The sequence below is a fragment of the Vibrio sp. N418 genome, assembly GCF_000222565.1.
Lineage (GTDB): Bacteria > Pseudomonadota > Gammaproteobacteria > Enterobacterales > Vibrionaceae > Vibrio > Vibrio scophthalmi.
The window spans coordinates 1-16,661 of sequence record NZ_AFWD01000006.1 but is presented as its reverse complement, the minus strand read 5'-3'; the positions used below and the strand labels follow the sequence as shown (position 1 = coordinate 16,661).

The window sequence follows — 16,661 nt, the reverse complement described above, 5'->3', positions numbered from 1 at the left end:
CCCTTTATCTTTAAGAGTGATATCCATAATAGCTTGATCTATAAATGAGTTGAGCTAGGAAATTTAACCGAACTTTACCGGGCGGCCACTTGAAGCCATGGTCAGTTTCGCTATACTGCCCGACCCATATTCCAAGAGAGTCCAAGATGAGAATCGCTTTAGGTATTGAGTATGATGGCACTCACTACTTTGGCTGGCAACGTCAAAGAGAAGTTCAAAGCGTGCAAGAAAAGCTTGAACGTGCATTAAGTTTAGTCGCCAATCATCCCATAGAAGTACAGTGTGCAGGTCGTACTGACGCTGGTGTGCACGGTACGGGTCAAGTCGTGCATTTTGATACCACAGCCAGCCGAAAAATGGTGGCTTGGACTATGGGTGCTAATGCTAATTTGCCAAAAGACATCGCGGTTCGTTGGGCAACAGAAGTGTCGGATGAGTTTCACGCGCGTTTCGCCGCGACAGCTCGTCGCTATCGCTACATCATATTTAATAGCAAGCTAAGACCAGGTATTTTGCATTCTGGAGTGAGCCACTACCATGGTGAATTGGACGAAGTCAAAATGCATCAGGCAGGCCAATACTTGTTAGGTGAGAATGATTTTACCTCTTTCCGTGCGATCCATTGTCAGTCACGAACGCCTTGGCGCAATATGATTCATTTGAACGTGACGCGTCATGGGCAATATGTGGTGATCGATATTAAAGCTAACGCCTTTGTTCACCATATGGTGCGCAACATCACCGGCAGCTTGCTGTGCGTCGGCCGCGGTGAGCAAGAGCCGGAATGGATCGATTGGCTGCTTAAAGCCAAAGATCGTAAGTTAGCTGGGGCAACGGCGAAAGCGGAAGGGCTCTATTTAGTCGATGTGGATTATCCGCAAGAGTATGGATTGCCTCGTGCACCGATCGGCCCGCTATTTTTGCCAGATAATTTGAACTAAATCTCGCTAATCTATTCATAATAAATAGAAATTATGTTTTATTAGTTCAATGAGAGACGGTGTGTGAAGAGTCAATAAAGCGAATGCGTGAGTGAGCAAAAATAGGTACAACCAGTTTTTTGTCTACACTTGGCATTTTATATGCTTTAATCCTCACGCATAAATTCAGTTTTTATATCTTTTGCATGGCGCGAAAGAGTGATAGAGAAAAGGTCTTCCATGAGTTGGCTTGAAAAGATTTTAGAAAAAAGCAATATCGTTAGTTCACGTAAAGCATCGATCCCAGAAGGGGTATGGACTAAGTGTACATCATGTGAACAGGTGCTTTACCATGCTGAACTAGAGCGTAACCTAGAAGTATGTCCGAAATGTGACCATCATATGCGTATGAAGGCACGTCGTCGCTTGGAAACGTTCCTAGATGAAAACAATCGCGTTGAACTTGCGAATGAACTTGAGCCACAAGATAAGCTGAAGTTTAAAGATTCAAAGCGTTATAAAGATCGTCTGTCTGCAGCACAAAAAGCCAGTGGTGAGAAAGACGCCCTTGTTGTGATGCAAGGTGAAGTAATCGGTGTTCCTGTGGTTGCTTGTGCATTCGAATTCTCGTTCATGGGTGGCTCAATGGGTTCTGTTGTTGGTGCCCGTTTTGTTCGCGCTGTTGAAGCGGCAATGGAAAACAACTGCGGTCTAGTTTGTTTCTCTGCTTCTGGTGGCGCACGTATGCAAGAGGCACTGGTGTCTCTAATGCAAATGGCGAAAACCAGTGCGGCACTAGAGCGTTTATCGAAGAAGGGCTTACCTTTTATCTCGGTTATGACTGATCCAACCATGGGTGGTGTATCTGCAAGTTTGGCAATGCTGGGTGACATTAATATCGGCGAGCCAAAAGCGCTGATCGGTTTTGCTGGTCGCCGCGTTATTGAACAAACGGTACGTGAAGATCTTCCTGAAGGTTTCCAACGCAGTGAGTTCCTACTTGAGCATGGTGCGATTGATATGATCGTCGATCGCCGAGAAATGCGTCAACGCGTGAGTAGCCTTTTAGCTAAATTGACCAATAACGCATCACCGTTGGTCGTTTCTGTGGATGATTCTCCACAAGAAGCTGAGTATTCTGTACCAGAAGCCGACGAAAAAGGGTAAAGTATCTCACTAACAAACAACCACGGATTTATTGGTTAAAGTTAGATGATTCAATCCCAAATTCCTCAAGCCACATCCCCACTTGCGATGTGGCTTGATTATTTAGCAGAGCTACATACCTCAGCGATTGATCTTGGTCTCGACCGAGTTCAAGCCGTCGCAAATAAAGCCCAATTGACCAAACCCGCACCGACGGTGATTACGGTTGCCGGTACCAACGGTAAAGGGTCTACCTGTGCATTGATGGAAGCCATTCTACTCGATGCTGGTTATTCGGTTGGCGTTTATAGTTCCCCACATCTCATTCGCTACAATGAACGCGTTCGCGTTAATGGCGTTGATCTTAGTGATGAAAAACATACCCAAGCTTTCGACTTTGTTGAACAGCAACGTGGTGACATCAGTTTAAGCTTATTTGAGTTTGGCACCCTTGCTGCTTTGCGCTTATTTCAAAGTGAAAAAGTGGATGTGGTATTACTTGAAGTGGGTTTAGGTGGGCGATTAGACGCCACCAACGTGGTTGATCATGATGTGTGTGTCATCACCAGTTTGGCCATTGACCATGTTGATTGGCTTGGTGACGACATCAACGTGATTGGCTTTGAAAAGGCGGGTATTTTTCGTAGCGGCAAACCCGCTATCTGTGGTCAACCTAAAGCGCCCGCAACCGTTGCGGCTCATGCAGATGACATAAAGGCCGAGTTGTTCCAAGTCGGCATTCAGTATGACTATGCACTCACGGACAACAACACTTGGTGTTGGAGCCATGGCCGTTTTCAGTTAGATGACTTACCGCGACCAAGCCTACCTTTACCTAATGCTGCAACAGCACTGATGGCGCTCGCCAGTGCGCATCTAGACCTCTCTGATGTCAATATCGTGAATGGTCTACGCAATGCCTCACTGCCGGGTCGTATGCAAGTCATTCATCAAGCACCCACGGTGCTACTTGATGTTGCCCATAACCCGCACTCAGCCCAATATTTAGTCGAGCGATTGCAACAGCAATACCCGCAGCACACCATTCATATGGTGGTAGCGATGTTGCATGACAAAGACATTAAATCGACGCTTGAAATCTTAGCGCCAGTGGCTAGCCATTGGTACCCAGCCTCACTTACGGGACCTCGAGCGGCAAAAGCCGAAGAATTATGTCGTTATTTAGGTGCAGAACAAGCGCAATTTGCCACGCCTGTCGCTGCATTTGAAGCGGCAATGACAAAGGCTCACCAGCAAGATGTCATCATTGTTGTGGGATCATTCCATACCGTTGGTGAAGTGCTTGAATACTGGCAGAGCAAAGGAGAATAAATGGCAAGTAAATTTCAAAACCGCCTTGTCGGCACCATTATTTTGGTCTCGATTGGTGTGATCGTGTTGCCGGATGTATTAGATGGCAAAAAAACACATTACCAAGAAGAGATCGCTAGCATTCCGATTAAACCGGAGTTGCAAAGTGATGTGGAAACGTTCGAAGTGCTGGAGCCAGAAGACGACAGCGCAGCATTACCACCAACACCAGTGGAAGTTACATTAGAGGTAGCAGATCAGGGTGAGCAAGCTCAACTTGAAAATAAACCGTTGCCGGTGGTGGTAAAAGAAGTACCAGAACGCAATGAATACCAAGAGAGTGCTTGGATCATTCAATTGATGGCGCTAAAAAATGCAGAGAACGCGGAAAATGTAGTGAAAGATCTGCAAAAGCGTGGTTATCAGGCGCATACCAAGCTAGATAATAGCTTTACGCGCGTGATTATTGGGCCAGATATTTCAAAAAATAAGCTCGAGAGCCAAATTAAGGAACTCGAAAAAATCACAGGCTCAAAAGGCCGATTGCTTAAATTTAAACCGTTAAATCCTTAAGAAAACGTTTGCGTCAGCGTTTTTTCTGTTAAAATGCGCGCAAACTGAAGATGTGAATACACATGAATTGGTTAGATATTGTCATTTTGAGCGTGATTGGCCTATCGGCTTTAATCAGCTTAGTTCGCGGCTTCGCTAAAGAAGCATTGTCATTGGTTATTTGGTTTGGTGCATTTTTTATCGCCAGTCAGTATTACAGTCGTTTGGCGGTCTACTTTACCAAGATCCAAGATGAGATGTTTCGCAATGGCGCAGCGATTGCTGCCCTGTTTGTTGCCACGCTAATTGTAGGAGCGTTGGTTAACTATGTACTTGGGCAGTTAATTCAGAAAACGGGTCTATCAGGTACCGACCGCGTGTTAGGTATCGTATTTGGTGGATTGCGAGGAGTGCTGATCGTTTCGGTGGTATTGTTCTTCGTTGATACTTTCACCACTTTCAATGATAGCGAATGGTGGACAAGCTCGGAGCTGGTTCCACACTTTAAGTTAATCATTGAGCCGTTTTTCGAACACCTACAAGCTTCATCGAGTTTCTTATCTGGCGCGTCATAGCGCGCCAGCCATTATCGCAAATCGAGGGTTAGGACATGTGTGGTATTGTTGGAATCGTGGGCACTTCGCCTGTAAATCAGTCTATTTATGACGCTTTGACTGTATTGCAGCACCGTGGCCAAGATGCCGCCGGTATTTGTACCATAGAAAGCAATCGTTTTCGTCTGCGCAAGGCGAACGGTTTAGTCAAAGATGTATTCGAAGCAAAACACATGCAAAGACTGCAAGGAGACGTTGGTATCGGCCATGTACGTTACCCAACCGCTGGCAGTTCAAGTGTCTCAGAAGCCCAACCTTTCTACGTAAACTCTCCATTCGGAATCACTCTCGCGCACAACGGCAACTTGACTAATGCACATGATGTGCGTGAAAAGTTGTTTGCTAAAGATCGTCGCCATCTAAACACCACCTCTGATTCGGAAGTACTGCTTAATGTACTGGCGCATGAAATTGATATGGTGAAAGGTAATGTGACATCCGAAGATGTTTTCCGCGCTGTGACGAACGTGCACCGCACTATTCGTGGTGCGTATGCGGTAACAGCAATGATCATTGGTCATGGTCTGGTTGCTTTTCGTGACCCTAAAGGCATTCGCCCTCTATGCCTAGGTAAGCGTGAAGTGGAAGGTCGCACTGAATACATGGTGGCGTCTGAATCGGTGGCATTGGATGCGGTCGGTTTTGATTTCATCCGTGATGTTCTGCCGGGTGAAGCCATTTATGCCACTTTTGATGGTGAGCTATTTACTCAGCAATGCGCTGATCACCCAGAGCTAAATCCTTGCTTGTTTGAGTTCGTCTATTTTGCTCGTCCAGATTCGTTTATCGATAAAGTTTCCGTTTATTCTGCCCGTGTTGAGATGGGGAAAAAATTAGGTGAGCGTATTCGTGATGAATTTAGTCATCTTGATATTGATGTGGTGATTCCAATTCCGGAAACATCTTGTGATATCGCGCTGCAGATCGCCCAATTGATCGATAAACCGTATCGCCAAGGTTTTGTTAAAAACCGTTATGTCGGTCGTACCTTTATTATGCCAGGTCAGCAGCAACGCAAGAAATCGGTGCGTCGCAAGCTCAATGCTATTCGTTCTGAATTCAAAGATAAAAATGTTCTGCTGGTGGATGATTCGATTGTGCGTGGTACCACTTCTGAGCAAATCATTGAGATGGCACGTGACTCTGGTGCGAACAAGGTCTTCATGGTTTCAGCGGCTCCAGAAATTCGCTTCCCGAACGTGTATGGCATTGATATGCCAAGTGCAAATGAACTGATTGCTCATGGGCGCGACAATGATCAAATCTGTAAGCAAATCGGTGCCGACGAACTTATCTTCCAAACCCTAGAAGATTTAGTTAGCGCAGTTGGTTTAGGTAATTCAGATATTGCGAAGTTTGAAACGTCGGTATTTAGCGGTGAGTACGTGACTGGCGATATTACTCAGCAATATCTTGAGTATTTAGAGTCGCTACGAAGCGATGATGCAAAATTACAAGCTGAATTGCAGCAAGATCTTGCTAGCCTAGAGTTGTATAACGAAGGCGCATAATTAGAATAGAGATAAAACGGCTTCCTAAGGGAAGCCGTTTTTGCTTGTTCTTCTTAGTAGTGTCAACTAAGCGTTCCGATTGACCTAGTGAGGAAAACCTAGCTACGAAACCGATTTTTTTAATTGACTGAGTAGGAACAAGGCGCTGGCGCTGATTACCACAGAAGGGCCAGCCGGTGTGTCAAAGTGCCAAGAGAGTGTCAGACCAAGCAAGACGGCTATCGCTCCAAGGATGGAGGCCAGTATCGCCATTTGCTCAGGGGTACGAGAAAAACGACGAGCTGTTGCAGCGGGAATGATCAATAGTGACGTCATGATCAAGGCACCAACAAACTTCATACCAACCGCAATAACCAGGCCCACTAACAGCATTAAAATCAGCCGCATTAGATCGGTATTATGGCCTTCTACGGCAGCCAGTTCTTCATTGACTGTTGAGGAGAGTAGCGGACGCCAAAAAATAGCTAAAGCGATACCCACCACAGCGACGCCGAGATAGATAAAGATCAAATCGCTTGGCGAAACGGCCAGTAAGTCACCAAATAAGTAGCTCATCAAATCGATACGAACATTATCGAGAAAACTCACCGCAACCAGGCCGAGAGAAAGCGAACTGTGAGCGAGAATTCCTAATAAAGTGTCGGTTGCAACGAGTTGCTGACGCTGTAAGGTAACCAATAAGATCGCTAATGCGAGACAACAAACAACCAGCGCGAGATAGAGGTTTACATCCAATAGGAAACCAAAGGCCAATCCCATCAAAGAAGCGTGCGCTAATGTATCGCCAAAATAAGCCATTTTGCGCCATACGACGAAAGAGCCGAGTGGCCCTGCAATCAGCGCAATGCCAAGGCCTGCAAAAATGGAAGGCAGTAAAAACTCAATCATGGTGATGGTGTCCGTGTGAATGGTCTCCACAACATGCTCCTTCCCCTTTAACGGGTTGGCCAGAAAGGTCATGGTGGTGGTGGTCGTGTTGATGATGGTAAATGGCAATTTTCTCTTGGCGTGCTTGGCCAAACAGTGCGATATATTTCGGGTGCTGAGCGACGGAGGCTGGTGCACCAGAGCAGCAAATATGATGCTGCAGGCAAATAACATGGTCGGTTTTGGCCATCACTAAATGCAGATCGTGCGAGACCATAAAGACTGCGCAATGGAAGCGATGACGGATAGTATCAATTAAGTCATAGAGATCAATTTGACCTTGAACATCAACACCTTGCGCTGGCTCGTCGAGTACCAATAGCTGTGGGCGTTGGAGCAGAGCTCGTGATAGTAGTACGCGTTGTGTTTCGCCACCCGATAATGAATGCATATTGGCTTTGAGCAGATGTGATGCCCCCACCAAACCAAGTGATTCTTGAATTTCTTGCTGGCTATAGCGGCCCGCTAAGCGTAAAAAACGTTCCACGTCGAGAGGTAAAGAATCATTCAGTTTGAGCTTTTGCGGGACATAACCGATTTTCAGCCCTTTTGGCTTGTTAATGGCTCCCTGTGAACAACGCTGTAAACCTAGCAGGACTTTAACCAGTGTCGATTTTCCTGCACCATTTGGCCCTATAAGGGTGGTGATTTCGCCACTTTTTAAGCTTACGCTAACATTATCGAGTACTTTGCGTTCACCGAACTGAACGCAAATATTAGTAAGGTCGACTAACGAGGTCATGAATGGAACTCATTTGCAATTGAATATTGTTATAATGTAACATTTATGACTTGCAAATTCTATAAGTCACAATGTGGTTAACTGATGAAAAAACGAATTACCCTCGCACTGGCATTAATCAGTGCGACAGCTATGGCTCAAGAGCCAGTGGTTTTAACGAGTATTAAGCCGATACAGATGATCACTCAAGAGTTAATGATTGATGTCGGTCAACCGGAAGTCTTACTTAATTCTAATGCTTCGCCACACGACTATGCACTGCGTCCATCGGATGTAAAAAAAGTAGCCTCTGCGGATTTAGTGATTTGGTTCGGCCATGATTTGGAACCTTTTTTAGACAAGGTCGTGACAAAGCAAGAACATGTTCTTGAACTGTCGAAAATTGATGGCTTACCCCTGCATGAATTTGATGAAGACCATGCCGATCATGATGGGCACGATCATGGCAGTCATGACCCACACTTTTGGCTTGGTTACCAGCCAACACAACAAGTTGCCAAGGCAATCACTGAGCAATTGAAGCAGCTTGATAGCGATCACGCGACACAGTATGAAGCAAATTATCAACGTTTCACCCAGCGACTCGCGACTCAGCGAGAACAGCTTACTGAGCGTTTAGCACCGGTAAAAAATGTAGGCTACTTTGTTTTTCACGATGCCTACGGTTATTTTGAACAAGATTACGGCTTAAATCACTTGGGGCATTTTACCGTCAGCCCAGATCGTAAGCCAGGGGCAAAAACTTTGATTCGTATCCGTACGGCATTAGCCGATAAGCAGGCAAAGTGCGTTTTTGCAGAACCACAATTTACACCAGCGGTGGTGGAGTCTGTTGTACGCGGAAGTAGCGCTAAAGTGGGAGTATTAGATCCTATTGGCTCAGATGTTGAGGTCAAAGCAGGGAGTTACTTCACATTTATTGATCAGATGGCTAGTGACTTTGTCACGTGTTTAGCGCAATAGATCTCTATTGATAGTTTTTCCAATAAAACACAACGGTTTAGGTGTTCTTCGCGATACGAATGCAATAGAATAAACAGCACATTTCATACTTGAGCGCTGCGAATTCGCGCTCATTGTTTGCTTTTCGTTATGCTGCTAAGGAATTAGCTGGTGAAAAAAGCTTTTTGGGCCGTGCTGCTCTATTTTTTTTCAAATATTGTGACCGCTTTTGATTCTAACCCATCGGTGTTTTATCCATTACCGACTGAGAATCAAGGCCGCATCTTTGCTGCAAAACAACTTTTTTTAGCTCCTGGTGGTGGTCTCTGGATTCATGATGTCCGAGACAAAGTATTGTTTTTTGATGGAAGAACAGTCTCTCCTAAACAAGGTTCTGTTTTACCTTATCCAACCGAGCAATTTAAGTTTCAAGCAAACAGTTTTTGGACTTACCAAGCAAACCGAGTTTACCGCTCGGTTTCTCACCAACAACGTGAAGTTGTTTTTAGTCTGCCTCCCGGCAGTGAAATAAACAAACTCGGTAGTAATAAAGATTATATCTGGGTTACTGACGACAGCTACTTTTATGCTTATCAAATTTCCACCGGTGAACTGGAAACCCATTCACTAGTGGGTTTGTATAAATTCAACAACGCGACCAAGATTCATGTCAATGATGCACTCAAAGTCAAAAAGAAATGGATCTTAGCCACTCAAAGTGGGGTTTACCTGTCTGAAACATCGGGTTTTAGCCATGTTTCTCGTTCAAAAAATCGCAATATATCCCAAATATATTATTCTGAAAGTCGTCGAGAGTTACTAATTGGAACGAGCAATGGTGCTGTGGTGTTTGATTTGCATGACAGTAGTGGACCTAAGTTTATTATCCCTACACCACAAATCACTGCGTTTGCTGAAACGAAACAAGCCTACTGGATTGGTACAGAAAATGGTTTGTATGTTTATTCATTCTTGAGTGGGAAAATAACCAAATACTCAGGTGAAAGAGATGCTGGTTACACGTTAGTTGGACGAAAAATCAATGCGATCGTGAATGATAATGTTGGTGGGATATGGATAGCAACCAACAAAGGTATTCAATATTACTCGTTGTTTGGTGATAAGTTTGAACGCTTTCCTACCAATGAATTTCAGGATCGCTTTAATTACGATACCAGTAATGGACAACTGAGAAACTTGGTTGCGATGGAGCAACTTTCTGGGTATTGGGTGCTTTCTGAGTACGGGTTACAGCGAATAAAAAGCGGTGAAGAAAGTATCAAACAGTTTATTCATCGCGGTTCGGTTTATGACCTCGTTGAAGCGGATGGCTTACTATGGGTTGCGACTTCGCAAGGAATGATGGTGTTCGATGCTATTAGCGGTAAGCGCGATGAAGATTTTAGTTTTCCAAACCTATTGGTCGAGAAAAGCACATCACATCTCGCGCGAGGTAATGATAATAGCTTGTGGGGAGTGAGTGGCGGAAAACTATGGCGTTATTACATTACTAATCAGAAGGTGACTGAATATGATGATAGTTGGCTCTCGTCGAGTTTTACTTCTTCGCGTATTACCTTTCTTATGGTTTCAAGTAACGATCATTTATTGATCGGCACTGAGCATGGCATCTATATGCTTCGAGAAGGACAGATCCATTTTGTTGCCGATAGCGCTAAGTTTGGTGTGGTGCTCGATATGGAAGAAGGAGAAAATGACCAAGTTTGGGTTGCCAGTAATTATGGCGTCAACATTCTCGATGTAAGAAGTGCCCAGTTAGTCCCCCTCAAATTGATTGACGAGCATATCAATCCGCAATGTTTGCTGAGAAATAATTCTGGGATGTGGCTTACCTCATCATCTGGTTTAACGCACTATTCAATGGAAGGGAAGTTTGTCTCTCACTACAGCCAGCCATTTGGTGTGATCAACAATGAGTTTCAAAATGGCTTCTGTCTAGCGGATGTCTCTAATTCAGAATCATTGTTACTTGGATCGTGGCATAGCCTTGTTCGGGTTAATAGTGAAGACTTAGTCGTTAGCCCTCTACCTGAAGCGAAAGTGATATTTTCACAAGTTAAAATCAATCAAAATTTAGTTTCATTTGGCTCAATCTCGCAAGCCGAAATTGTGGCGCCTTATGGTGATTCGATTAGTGTTCAAATGGGCATACTGCCACATGTGAATGGCTCGATACTCGAGTACCGCCTCAATGATGAAACGCACTGGACTCAGTTGGATGGCTACCAAATTTTAATGGAAGGCCTGGCTCCAGGAGAACATGAGCTCTATGTACGGCCAGTTGTGAATGGTGTCGAACGAGGGAGCACTAAAAGTATTGCTTTCTACGTGACTGAGCCTTGGTATCTTACGGCAGCCGCCATTACGGGGTATGTGTTTGTTATCATCGTTTTACTGTCGGCTATTATTTTTTTCCGTTCTCGAGTGATGAACCGATCTAACCGCGAGTTGAAGGCTCAGGTGGCTTTGAAAACCAACCAGCTACGGCATCAAAGTCGTATTTTGCTAACTAACAATCACCAGTTACGTAAGCAGCTTCAAGTCAGAAGAATTATTTTCACTCAAGCGATTCAATCGTTTAGAGAACGTCTTTCTCATGCGAAGTCCGCGCAATCTGGGCAAGAAGAGAGTCAACAAAATCGGATTATTGATAGAATTTCAAGTGAGCTTGAATTGCTAATCAATGTGAGAGAGTCACAAAGTGAAGAGTTAGCTGCGTACAATCTATCACTGATTTTCTTATCTATTTTGGATGGCTGGCGTGACGACTTTACCAAAGCTGGGATCAGTATAGAAATCGATGCAGGCAGTCAGCAAGGCCAGTATGTATTGCTGGAATATTTTAATCTGGATGTTTTATTTAACTTATTGATGGATGGTTTGGTGAAACGTTGTTTTAGACACCAAGTTGTCCATGTCAGTATTGAATACTGTGATGAGAGTGTGACACTTGCCATTCGTGATCATGGCTTAGTGATTGAACAAGAAAAAGACAGCAGCTGGGCAGAAGTCGTTAGTTTAGTTGAAGCTAGTGGTGGCAAACTGTCGTTACAAAATGCTGATGGGCAGAATCACGTGATGTTGATGTGGCAAAGTAGTCAAGGGTTTGACGAAAATTCGGTGATGGAGCTTGCTGATATGCCATCAATACTTTCCAGTGGCGAGTCTGCGCAAAGTTCGGATCCTTGGATCGACAAATTAGAAAAATTGGTTAGATTGCATTTTGCTGATGCAGATTTTAGTACTTCTACTGCGGCGAAGTTGATGTTTGTCTCTGAACGAAGTTTACAACGTCGCTTTAAAAGTGCCACTCAACGAACTTTTACGGACTATTTAAGTGAAGTTCGCCTCGATCATGCCTGTCGACGTCTTTTGGCCGGAGAAAAAGTCTCTGATGTCGCCTTTGCCAGCGGCTTTAACGATCCGTCTTATTTTAGCCAACGGTTTAAACATCGTTTTGGTGTATCTCCAACTCAGTTTGTTGAGGAGCAGGACCCGCATATTGAAATAGGCTCCGGAATTTAGACCTTCAAGCAATTATTTGTGATAAAGAAAGCGCTCAGTTGAAATGCTGAGCGCTTTTTTTATGGAGATAGCCTTTTGATAACAATCACTTAATTCGATGACTATTCTTTCTGACCTAAACTGTGACATCTTTAGAAGCAACAGTGCTATTAGAGTTACGAGTTAACAGCAATCTATGTTTAGTTCTAAGCAATGCTCTTGAGCAAACTGCACCTCATGAGCTCTAAGTGGATGGTTATGGCGTTATATATGCACAGTATAGGGGCATTAAACAGCGTGTCATTTTACAGAAATGAGTCAAAAGGATAGTTCGGTGTTATCGTTCGAATGAAATTTATTCGCTAGTTTCTAAATTTGCATTAAAAAAAAACGATTTAAAGGGTTTATTAGAGAGGCTACTTCAAGAAAGTGGGGTTAAGTTTCAGAAAAATATGATGTTTTGCCAAAGGGGAGAAAAAAATATCGTGGTATAGCCGGGGGGACTATACCACGGGTGTCAAGGACACCTTCGCTTGCTGCCGGAGTGGTGCTAGGCACCACCTCTGGAATTCATTGTCAAAAGGCATTTGCTGCCCGACGAAGAACACTATAAAGTCTCGAACTTTTTTTCTTTATAAAATTAACGCCAACTTAGCATAAGATTTACGACATGATTTTAAGTTATTGATTTTAAATTGTTATTTGCCTAAAAATCTAAATGTATCGAATTAAACAAATAAATGAGAGATTAAGTAAAAACTAAATTTGACGTTTTTGACGTTAGTTTTTTAACGAAAGTAACGGTGAGACCATGTGCATAACATGGTTTTAAAAACGCAAAATTTGATTTCAGACAAGAATTGCAACCAATGGTTTAGTTAAAATCCCTAACAGAAATGAAAATAACTCTCATTATTAAAAGCAACTCAACTTATTGGGCTCTCCATGGAATTATCAAAATTACAGCAAGGGCAAGAAGCCATTATTATCGGTTTTGACAGACTCTCAAATGACGTTCGTAAAAAATTGATGGTAATGGGGCTACTGCCAAACACGCCGATCAAACTAATTCGTTTTGCCCCGATGGGAGATCCGATCCAAGTTGAAGTTCGCGGAGTCTCTATTGCGGTACGCGCGAATATGGCCGCGTCAATTTTGGTCGAGGTGAAGTAATGGACTATAAAATTCTAACCGTTGGTAATCCAAATAGTGGTAAAACGACGTTATTTAACGGTTTAACCGGTGCGAAGCAACAAGTGGGTAACTGGGCGGGTGTAACCGTCGAGAAAAAAACAGGTCGTTTCAATCATTCTGGTGACAGCTTTTTCTTAACCGACCTTCCTGGTATCTACGCGCTTGATAGCGGTAATGATGGTAATAGTATTGATGAATCTATTGCATCGCGCGCCGTTCTTACTCATCCGGCTGATTTGATCGTCAATGTGGTTGATGCGACGTGTCTCGAGCGCAGCTTATATATGACATTGCAGTTACGTGAATTGGGTCGCCCAATGATCGTGGTGCTCAATAAAATGGATGCACTTAAACGCGAGCGTCAGGTGATTGATACCAAAGCGTTAGAAAAAATGCTGGGTTGCCCTGTGTTTGCTATTTCGGCCAATAATAAAGGCCAAGTGGTTCAGTTCAAGCAATTATTGCACAAGTTGGTAGTCCAAGGCGTTACGCTAGACGAATTGAAGTTGGCTTACGACAGTGCATTTGAACGTGAAATTAGCAATGTTATGCCTATTTTCGAGGGCCAAGAAGTCGCCGCTCGTGCGCTTGCTATTCGAGCGTTAGAGAATGACGTTCTAGTCCTTAATTCGGTTAAATCGGAACAACGAGATATCATCTCTCAAGCTCAACACACACTCGATCTAGATATCGATTTACACGTCGCTGATGTGAAATACACATTCCTTCATCAACAATGTCAAAAAGTACGTCGTAGCGAAGGAAAGCTCAGTCATAGCTTCACTGAAAAAGTTGACAATATCATCCTTAATAAGTGGGTTGGTGTGCCTTTCTTCTTTGTCGTGATGTATTTGATGTTTATGTTCTCAATTAACGTTGGCGGCTCATTCATCGATTTCTTTGATATTGGTGTGGGTGCGGTATTAGTTGATGGTGGACACTACTTACTAGATGGTCACTTGCCTGTATGGCTGGTAACGCTAATTGCTGATGGTGTTGGTGGCGGTATTCAAACAGTAGCAACCTTTATCCCAGTGATTGCCTGTCTTTACCTATTTCTTGCTGTTCTAGAAAGCTCTGGCTATATGTCTCGCGCTGCTTTTGTATTGGACAAAGTGATGCAGAAGATTGGCTTGCCCGGTAAAGCATTTGTGCCATTGGTGCTAGGTTTTGGTTGTAACGTACCTTCAATCATGGCTACTCGTACACTTGATCAAGAGCGTGAGCGTAAGCTGGCGGCTTCTATGGCTCCATTTATGTCATGTGGCGCACGTCTACCTGTTTATGCGTTGTTTGCAGCGGCATTTTTCCCTGAAAGTGGTCAGAACGTCGTATTTGCTCTATACCTACTCGGTATTGTCGCGGCTGTATTTACCGGCTATGTGTTGAAAAAGACGCTTTACCCAGGTTCAAGTGACAGCCTAGTGATGGAAATGCCAGACTATGAATTGCCGACCATGCAAAACGTGATGATCAAGACTTGGCAAAAGCTGAAACGTTTTGTGCTTGGTGCAGGTAAAACCATCGTCGTGGTTGTGACGATTCTAAGTTTCCTTAACTCGATCGGTACTGATGGTAGCTTTGGTAACGAAGACAGTGAGAACTCAGTGCTATCGAAAGCGTCGCAAGTGGTTACGCCAATCTTCTCACCTATGGGTGTAAGAGAAGATAACTGGCCTGCAACGGTCGGTATTATTACAGGTATTTTTGCTAAAGAAGCGGTTGTTGGTACTCTGAACAGTCTATATGCCCCATCTGAAGGCGAAGACTCAGAATACAACCTAATCGCGAGTCTTCAAGAGGCAGTGATGACCATTCCAGATAACCTTGCGGGTCTAAACTATTCAGATCCACTAGGCGTCGAAGTGGGTGACTTAACCGATAGTTCGGCGGTAGCAGAAGACCAAGAAGTGGATGCGTCAATCTTTGGTAATCTACAAGGTTATTTTGCAAGTAGCCATGCTGCATTTGCTTACCTAATCTTCATCTTGCTCTACACGCCTTGTGTGGCTGCGATGGGTGCTTATGTGCGTGAATTCGGCGCTAAATATGCCCGTTTCATTGCGGTGTGGACGATGGGCTTAGCTTACGGTAGTGCAACACTTTATTACCAAGCGAGTCACTTTGCTGACCATCCAGCGACAAGTGCTGCTTGGATTGGTGGTATTTTAGCCATAGGTGGCCTGACTTATCGTGCTTTGAAAGCGGCAGGTAAGAAACAACAAACGCTAGAGGTACAAATTGCATGATATTGACTGAATTGAAGCAACACATTGACGCACAGGGGAGTGCTTCGCGCAGTGAATTGGCGAAAAAATTTGCCCTAAGTGAAGACGGTGTTGATGCGATGCTGTCAGTTTGGATTAAGAAAGGTGTGATATCGCGTATGATTGACACCAATAAAGCTGACCATGTAACTCGCGTTCGCTATTCAGCCAATAAGCAAAATGGGTTGTCTTTGACGGTAATGATGTAATGACTCATCCTCAGTAGTCACCGGATAATAAAAACGCCACTCATCGAGTGGCGTTTTTATTTGTATCTAGCCTGTTTTTAAAGCGAAGAACTGCTCTACTTCGCTTTACTGAATAAGCTGCTCAGGCTGAGTACATTACTAATGCGAGTATGCAGCTGTTGTTGTTCTTCATTATCGCGGAAAATGCCTTGAGTGTTACCCCAAATCGGCCCTGGCCATGCTGCATCCGTTTGGAAGCGTGCGATGTGATGGATGTGCAGTTGTGACACCATGTTACCCAACGCGCCAAGGTTTAGTTTGTCTGGCTGGAAGGTCGCTTCCAATGCTTGGCTGACGGCTTGAGACTCTAACAGAAATTGCTGCTGTTCATGCATAGGCAAGTGGTGCAATTCTTTCAGGTTATTGCGCTGTGGCACCAAAATAACCCATGGCACCGTGTTGTCTTTATGCAAAAGCGCGACACAAAGTGGGAAGTGACCAAGTACCGTGGTGTCTTTAGCCAGTTGAGGGTGAAGTTCAAAGCTCATAGTCTTTCCAATTAATTGTTTTGCTTGAGTATAAGGTTGGAGGGAAGGTGTGGCTAGGTTATTACCGATTAAATGCAAGATTCCCTATCGCGTTCGTTCCTCACTGTAAGGAATGACGAATGAGGTATTTCGATTGGCAGGAATGATAGGCGAAGCTTTGATCTTCGTAACTATAAACGGCGATACAATTAAACGCTATCATCTTCAACAGCGAGCTAGGGAACGGATTTTACTATTTATACAGTAAAGCGGGATCCCCTATCACGTTCGTTCC

The 16,661-nt window shown here is 44.1% G+C and carries 14 protein-coding genes; 11 read left to right on the top strand and 3 right to left on the bottom strand.

Annotated features, from left to right (window positions below; genetic code table 11):
- Positions 1-146 precede the first annotated feature (146 nt).
- From truA to purF, 6 genes are all read left to right on the top strand, one after another.
- Positions 147-941: a tRNA pseudouridine(38-40) synthase TruA gene (truA, locus tag RH86_RS01215; RefSeq protein WP_005598660.1), complete on the top strand. Its 795-nt coding sequence runs from the start codon at positions 147-149 to the stop codon at positions 939-941.
- A 219-nt stretch (positions 942-1,160) separates the two neighbouring features.
- Complete coding sequence (accD, locus tag RH86_RS01210) at positions 1,161-2,087, top strand: acetyl-CoA carboxylase, carboxyltransferase subunit beta (RefSeq protein ID WP_009384470.1); 927 nt, start codon at positions 1,161-1,163, stop codon at positions 2,085-2,087.
- A gap of 45 nt (positions 2,088-2,132) precedes the next feature.
- Positions 2,133-3,398: a bifunctional tetrahydrofolate synthase/dihydrofolate synthase gene (folC, locus tag RH86_RS01205; protein WP_009384468.1), complete on the top strand. Its 1,266-nt coding sequence runs from the start codon at positions 2,133-2,135 to the stop codon at positions 3,396-3,398.
- Positions 3,399-3,950, top strand: coding sequence for an SPOR domain-containing protein (locus RH86_RS01200; protein WP_009384466.1), 552 nt, complete (start codon positions 3,399-3,401; stop codon positions 3,948-3,950).
- A 62-nt stretch (positions 3,951-4,012) separates the two neighbouring features.
- Positions 4,013-4,504, top strand: a complete 492-nt coding sequence (locus RH86_RS01195) for a CvpA family protein (RefSeq protein WP_009384464.1) — start codon at positions 4,013-4,015, stop codon at positions 4,502-4,504.
- Between the two features lie 35 nt (positions 4,505-4,539).
- Positions 4,540-6,054, top strand: coding sequence for an amidophosphoribosyltransferase (purF, locus tag RH86_RS01190; RefSeq protein WP_009384462.1), 1,515 nt, complete (start codon positions 4,540-4,542; stop codon positions 6,052-6,054).
- A gap of 102 nt (positions 6,055-6,156) precedes the next feature.
- Here the strand turns inward: purF and znuB are convergent, their stop codons facing one another.
- Positions 6,157-6,942 carry a zinc ABC transporter permease subunit ZnuB gene (znuB, locus tag RH86_RS01185; protein ID WP_038219075.1) on the bottom strand — a complete coding sequence of 262 codons (786 nt, stop codon included), beginning with the start codon at positions 6,940-6,942 and terminating at the stop codon, positions 6,157-6,159.
- Positions 6,935-7,723, bottom strand: coding sequence for a zinc ABC transporter ATP-binding protein ZnuC (znuC, locus tag RH86_RS01180; protein WP_009384457.1), 789 nt, complete (start codon positions 7,721-7,723; stop codon positions 6,935-6,937). Before znuC ends, znuB begins: the two co-directional genes overlap by 8 nt.
- An 84-nt stretch (positions 7,724-7,807) precedes the next feature.
- On the opposite strand from znuC, the gene znuA reads away from it, so the two are divergent.
- From znuA to RH86_RS01155, 5 genes are all read left to right on the top strand, one after another.
- Positions 7,808-8,686 (top strand): zinc ABC transporter substrate-binding protein ZnuA, encoded by an 879-nt coding sequence (gene znuA, locus RH86_RS01175; RefSeq protein ID WP_009384455.1) that lies wholly within the window; start codon positions 7,808-7,810, stop codon positions 8,684-8,686.
- A gap of 150 nt (positions 8,687-8,836) precedes the next feature.
- Complete coding sequence (locus RH86_RS01170) at positions 8,837-12,211, top strand: helix-turn-helix domain-containing protein (protein WP_009384453.1); 3,375 nt, start codon at positions 8,837-8,839, stop codon at positions 12,209-12,211.
- Positions 12,212-13,135: 924 nt separating this feature from the next.
- Positions 13,136-13,363: a ferrous iron transport protein A gene (locus RH86_RS01165; protein WP_009384451.1), complete on the top strand. Its 228-nt coding sequence runs from the start codon at positions 13,136-13,138 to the stop codon at positions 13,361-13,363.
- Complete coding sequence (gene feoB, locus RH86_RS01160) at positions 13,363-15,633, top strand: Fe(2+) transporter permease subunit FeoB (protein WP_009384449.1); 2,271 nt, start codon at positions 13,363-13,365, stop codon at positions 15,631-15,633. Before RH86_RS01165 ends, feoB begins: the two co-directional genes overlap by 1 nt.
- Positions 15,630-15,860, top strand: a complete 231-nt coding sequence (locus RH86_RS01155) for a FeoC-like transcriptional regulator (protein WP_009384448.1) — start codon at positions 15,630-15,632, stop codon at positions 15,858-15,860. The genes feoB and RH86_RS01155 overlap by 4 nt, the downstream gene beginning before the upstream one ends.
- 95 nt (positions 15,861-15,955) lie before the next feature.
- On the opposite strand, the gene RH86_RS01150 is transcribed toward RH86_RS01155, so the two are convergent.
- Positions 15,956-16,387, bottom strand: a complete 432-nt coding sequence (locus RH86_RS01150) for an HIT family protein (protein WP_009384446.1) — start codon at positions 16,385-16,387, stop codon at positions 15,956-15,958.
- Positions 16,388-16,661: the final 274 nt, after the last annotated feature.

What these genes read in the sequence shown, in the direction of transcription:
- accD (WP_009384470.1), top strand. Translation starts at nt 1,161, where the DNA reads ATGAGTTGGCTTGAAAAGATTTTAGAAAAAAGCAATATCGTTAGTTCA.
- folC (WP_009384468.1), top strand. Translation starts at nt 2,133, where the DNA reads ATGATTCAATCCCAAATTCCTCAAGCCACATCCCCACTTGCGATGTGG.
- RH86_RS01200 (WP_009384466.1), top strand. Translation starts at nt 3,399, where the DNA reads ATGGCAAGTAAATTTCAAAACCGCCTTGTCGGCACCATTATTTTGGTC.
- RH86_RS01165 (WP_009384451.1), top strand. Translation starts at nt 13,136, where the DNA reads ATGGAATTATCAAAATTACAGCAAGGGCAAGAAGCCATTATTATCGGT.
- znuA (WP_009384455.1), top strand. Translation starts at nt 7,808, where the DNA reads ATGAAAAAACGAATTACCCTCGCACTGGCATTAATCAGTGCGACAGCT.
- feoB (WP_009384449.1), top strand. Translation starts at nt 13,363, where the DNA reads ATGGACTATAAAATTCTAACCGTTGGTAATCCAAATAGTGGTAAAACG.
- purF (WP_009384462.1), top strand. Translation starts at nt 4,540, where the DNA reads ATGTGTGGTATTGTTGGAATCGTGGGCACTTCGCCTGTAAATCAGTCT.
- znuC (WP_009384457.1), bottom strand. Translation starts at nt 7,723, where the DNA reads ATGACCTCGTTAGTCGACCTTACTAATATTTGCGTTCAGTTCGGTGAA.
- RH86_RS01195 (WP_009384464.1), top strand. Translation starts at nt 4,013, where the DNA reads ATGAATTGGTTAGATATTGTCATTTTGAGCGTGATTGGCCTATCGGCT.
- truA (WP_005598660.1), top strand. Translation starts at nt 147, where the DNA reads ATGAGAATCGCTTTAGGTATTGAGTATGATGGCACTCACTACTTTGGC.
- RH86_RS01150 (WP_009384446.1), bottom strand. Translation starts at nt 16,387, where the DNA reads ATGAGCTTTGAACTTCACCCTCAACTGGCTAAAGACACCACGGTACTT.
- znuB (WP_038219075.1), bottom strand. Translation starts at nt 6,942, where the DNA reads ATGATTGAGTTTTTACTGCCTTCCATTTTTGCAGGCCTTGGCATTGCG.
- RH86_RS01155 (WP_009384448.1), top strand. Translation starts at nt 15,630, where the DNA reads ATGATATTGACTGAATTGAAGCAACACATTGACGCACAGGGGAGTGCT.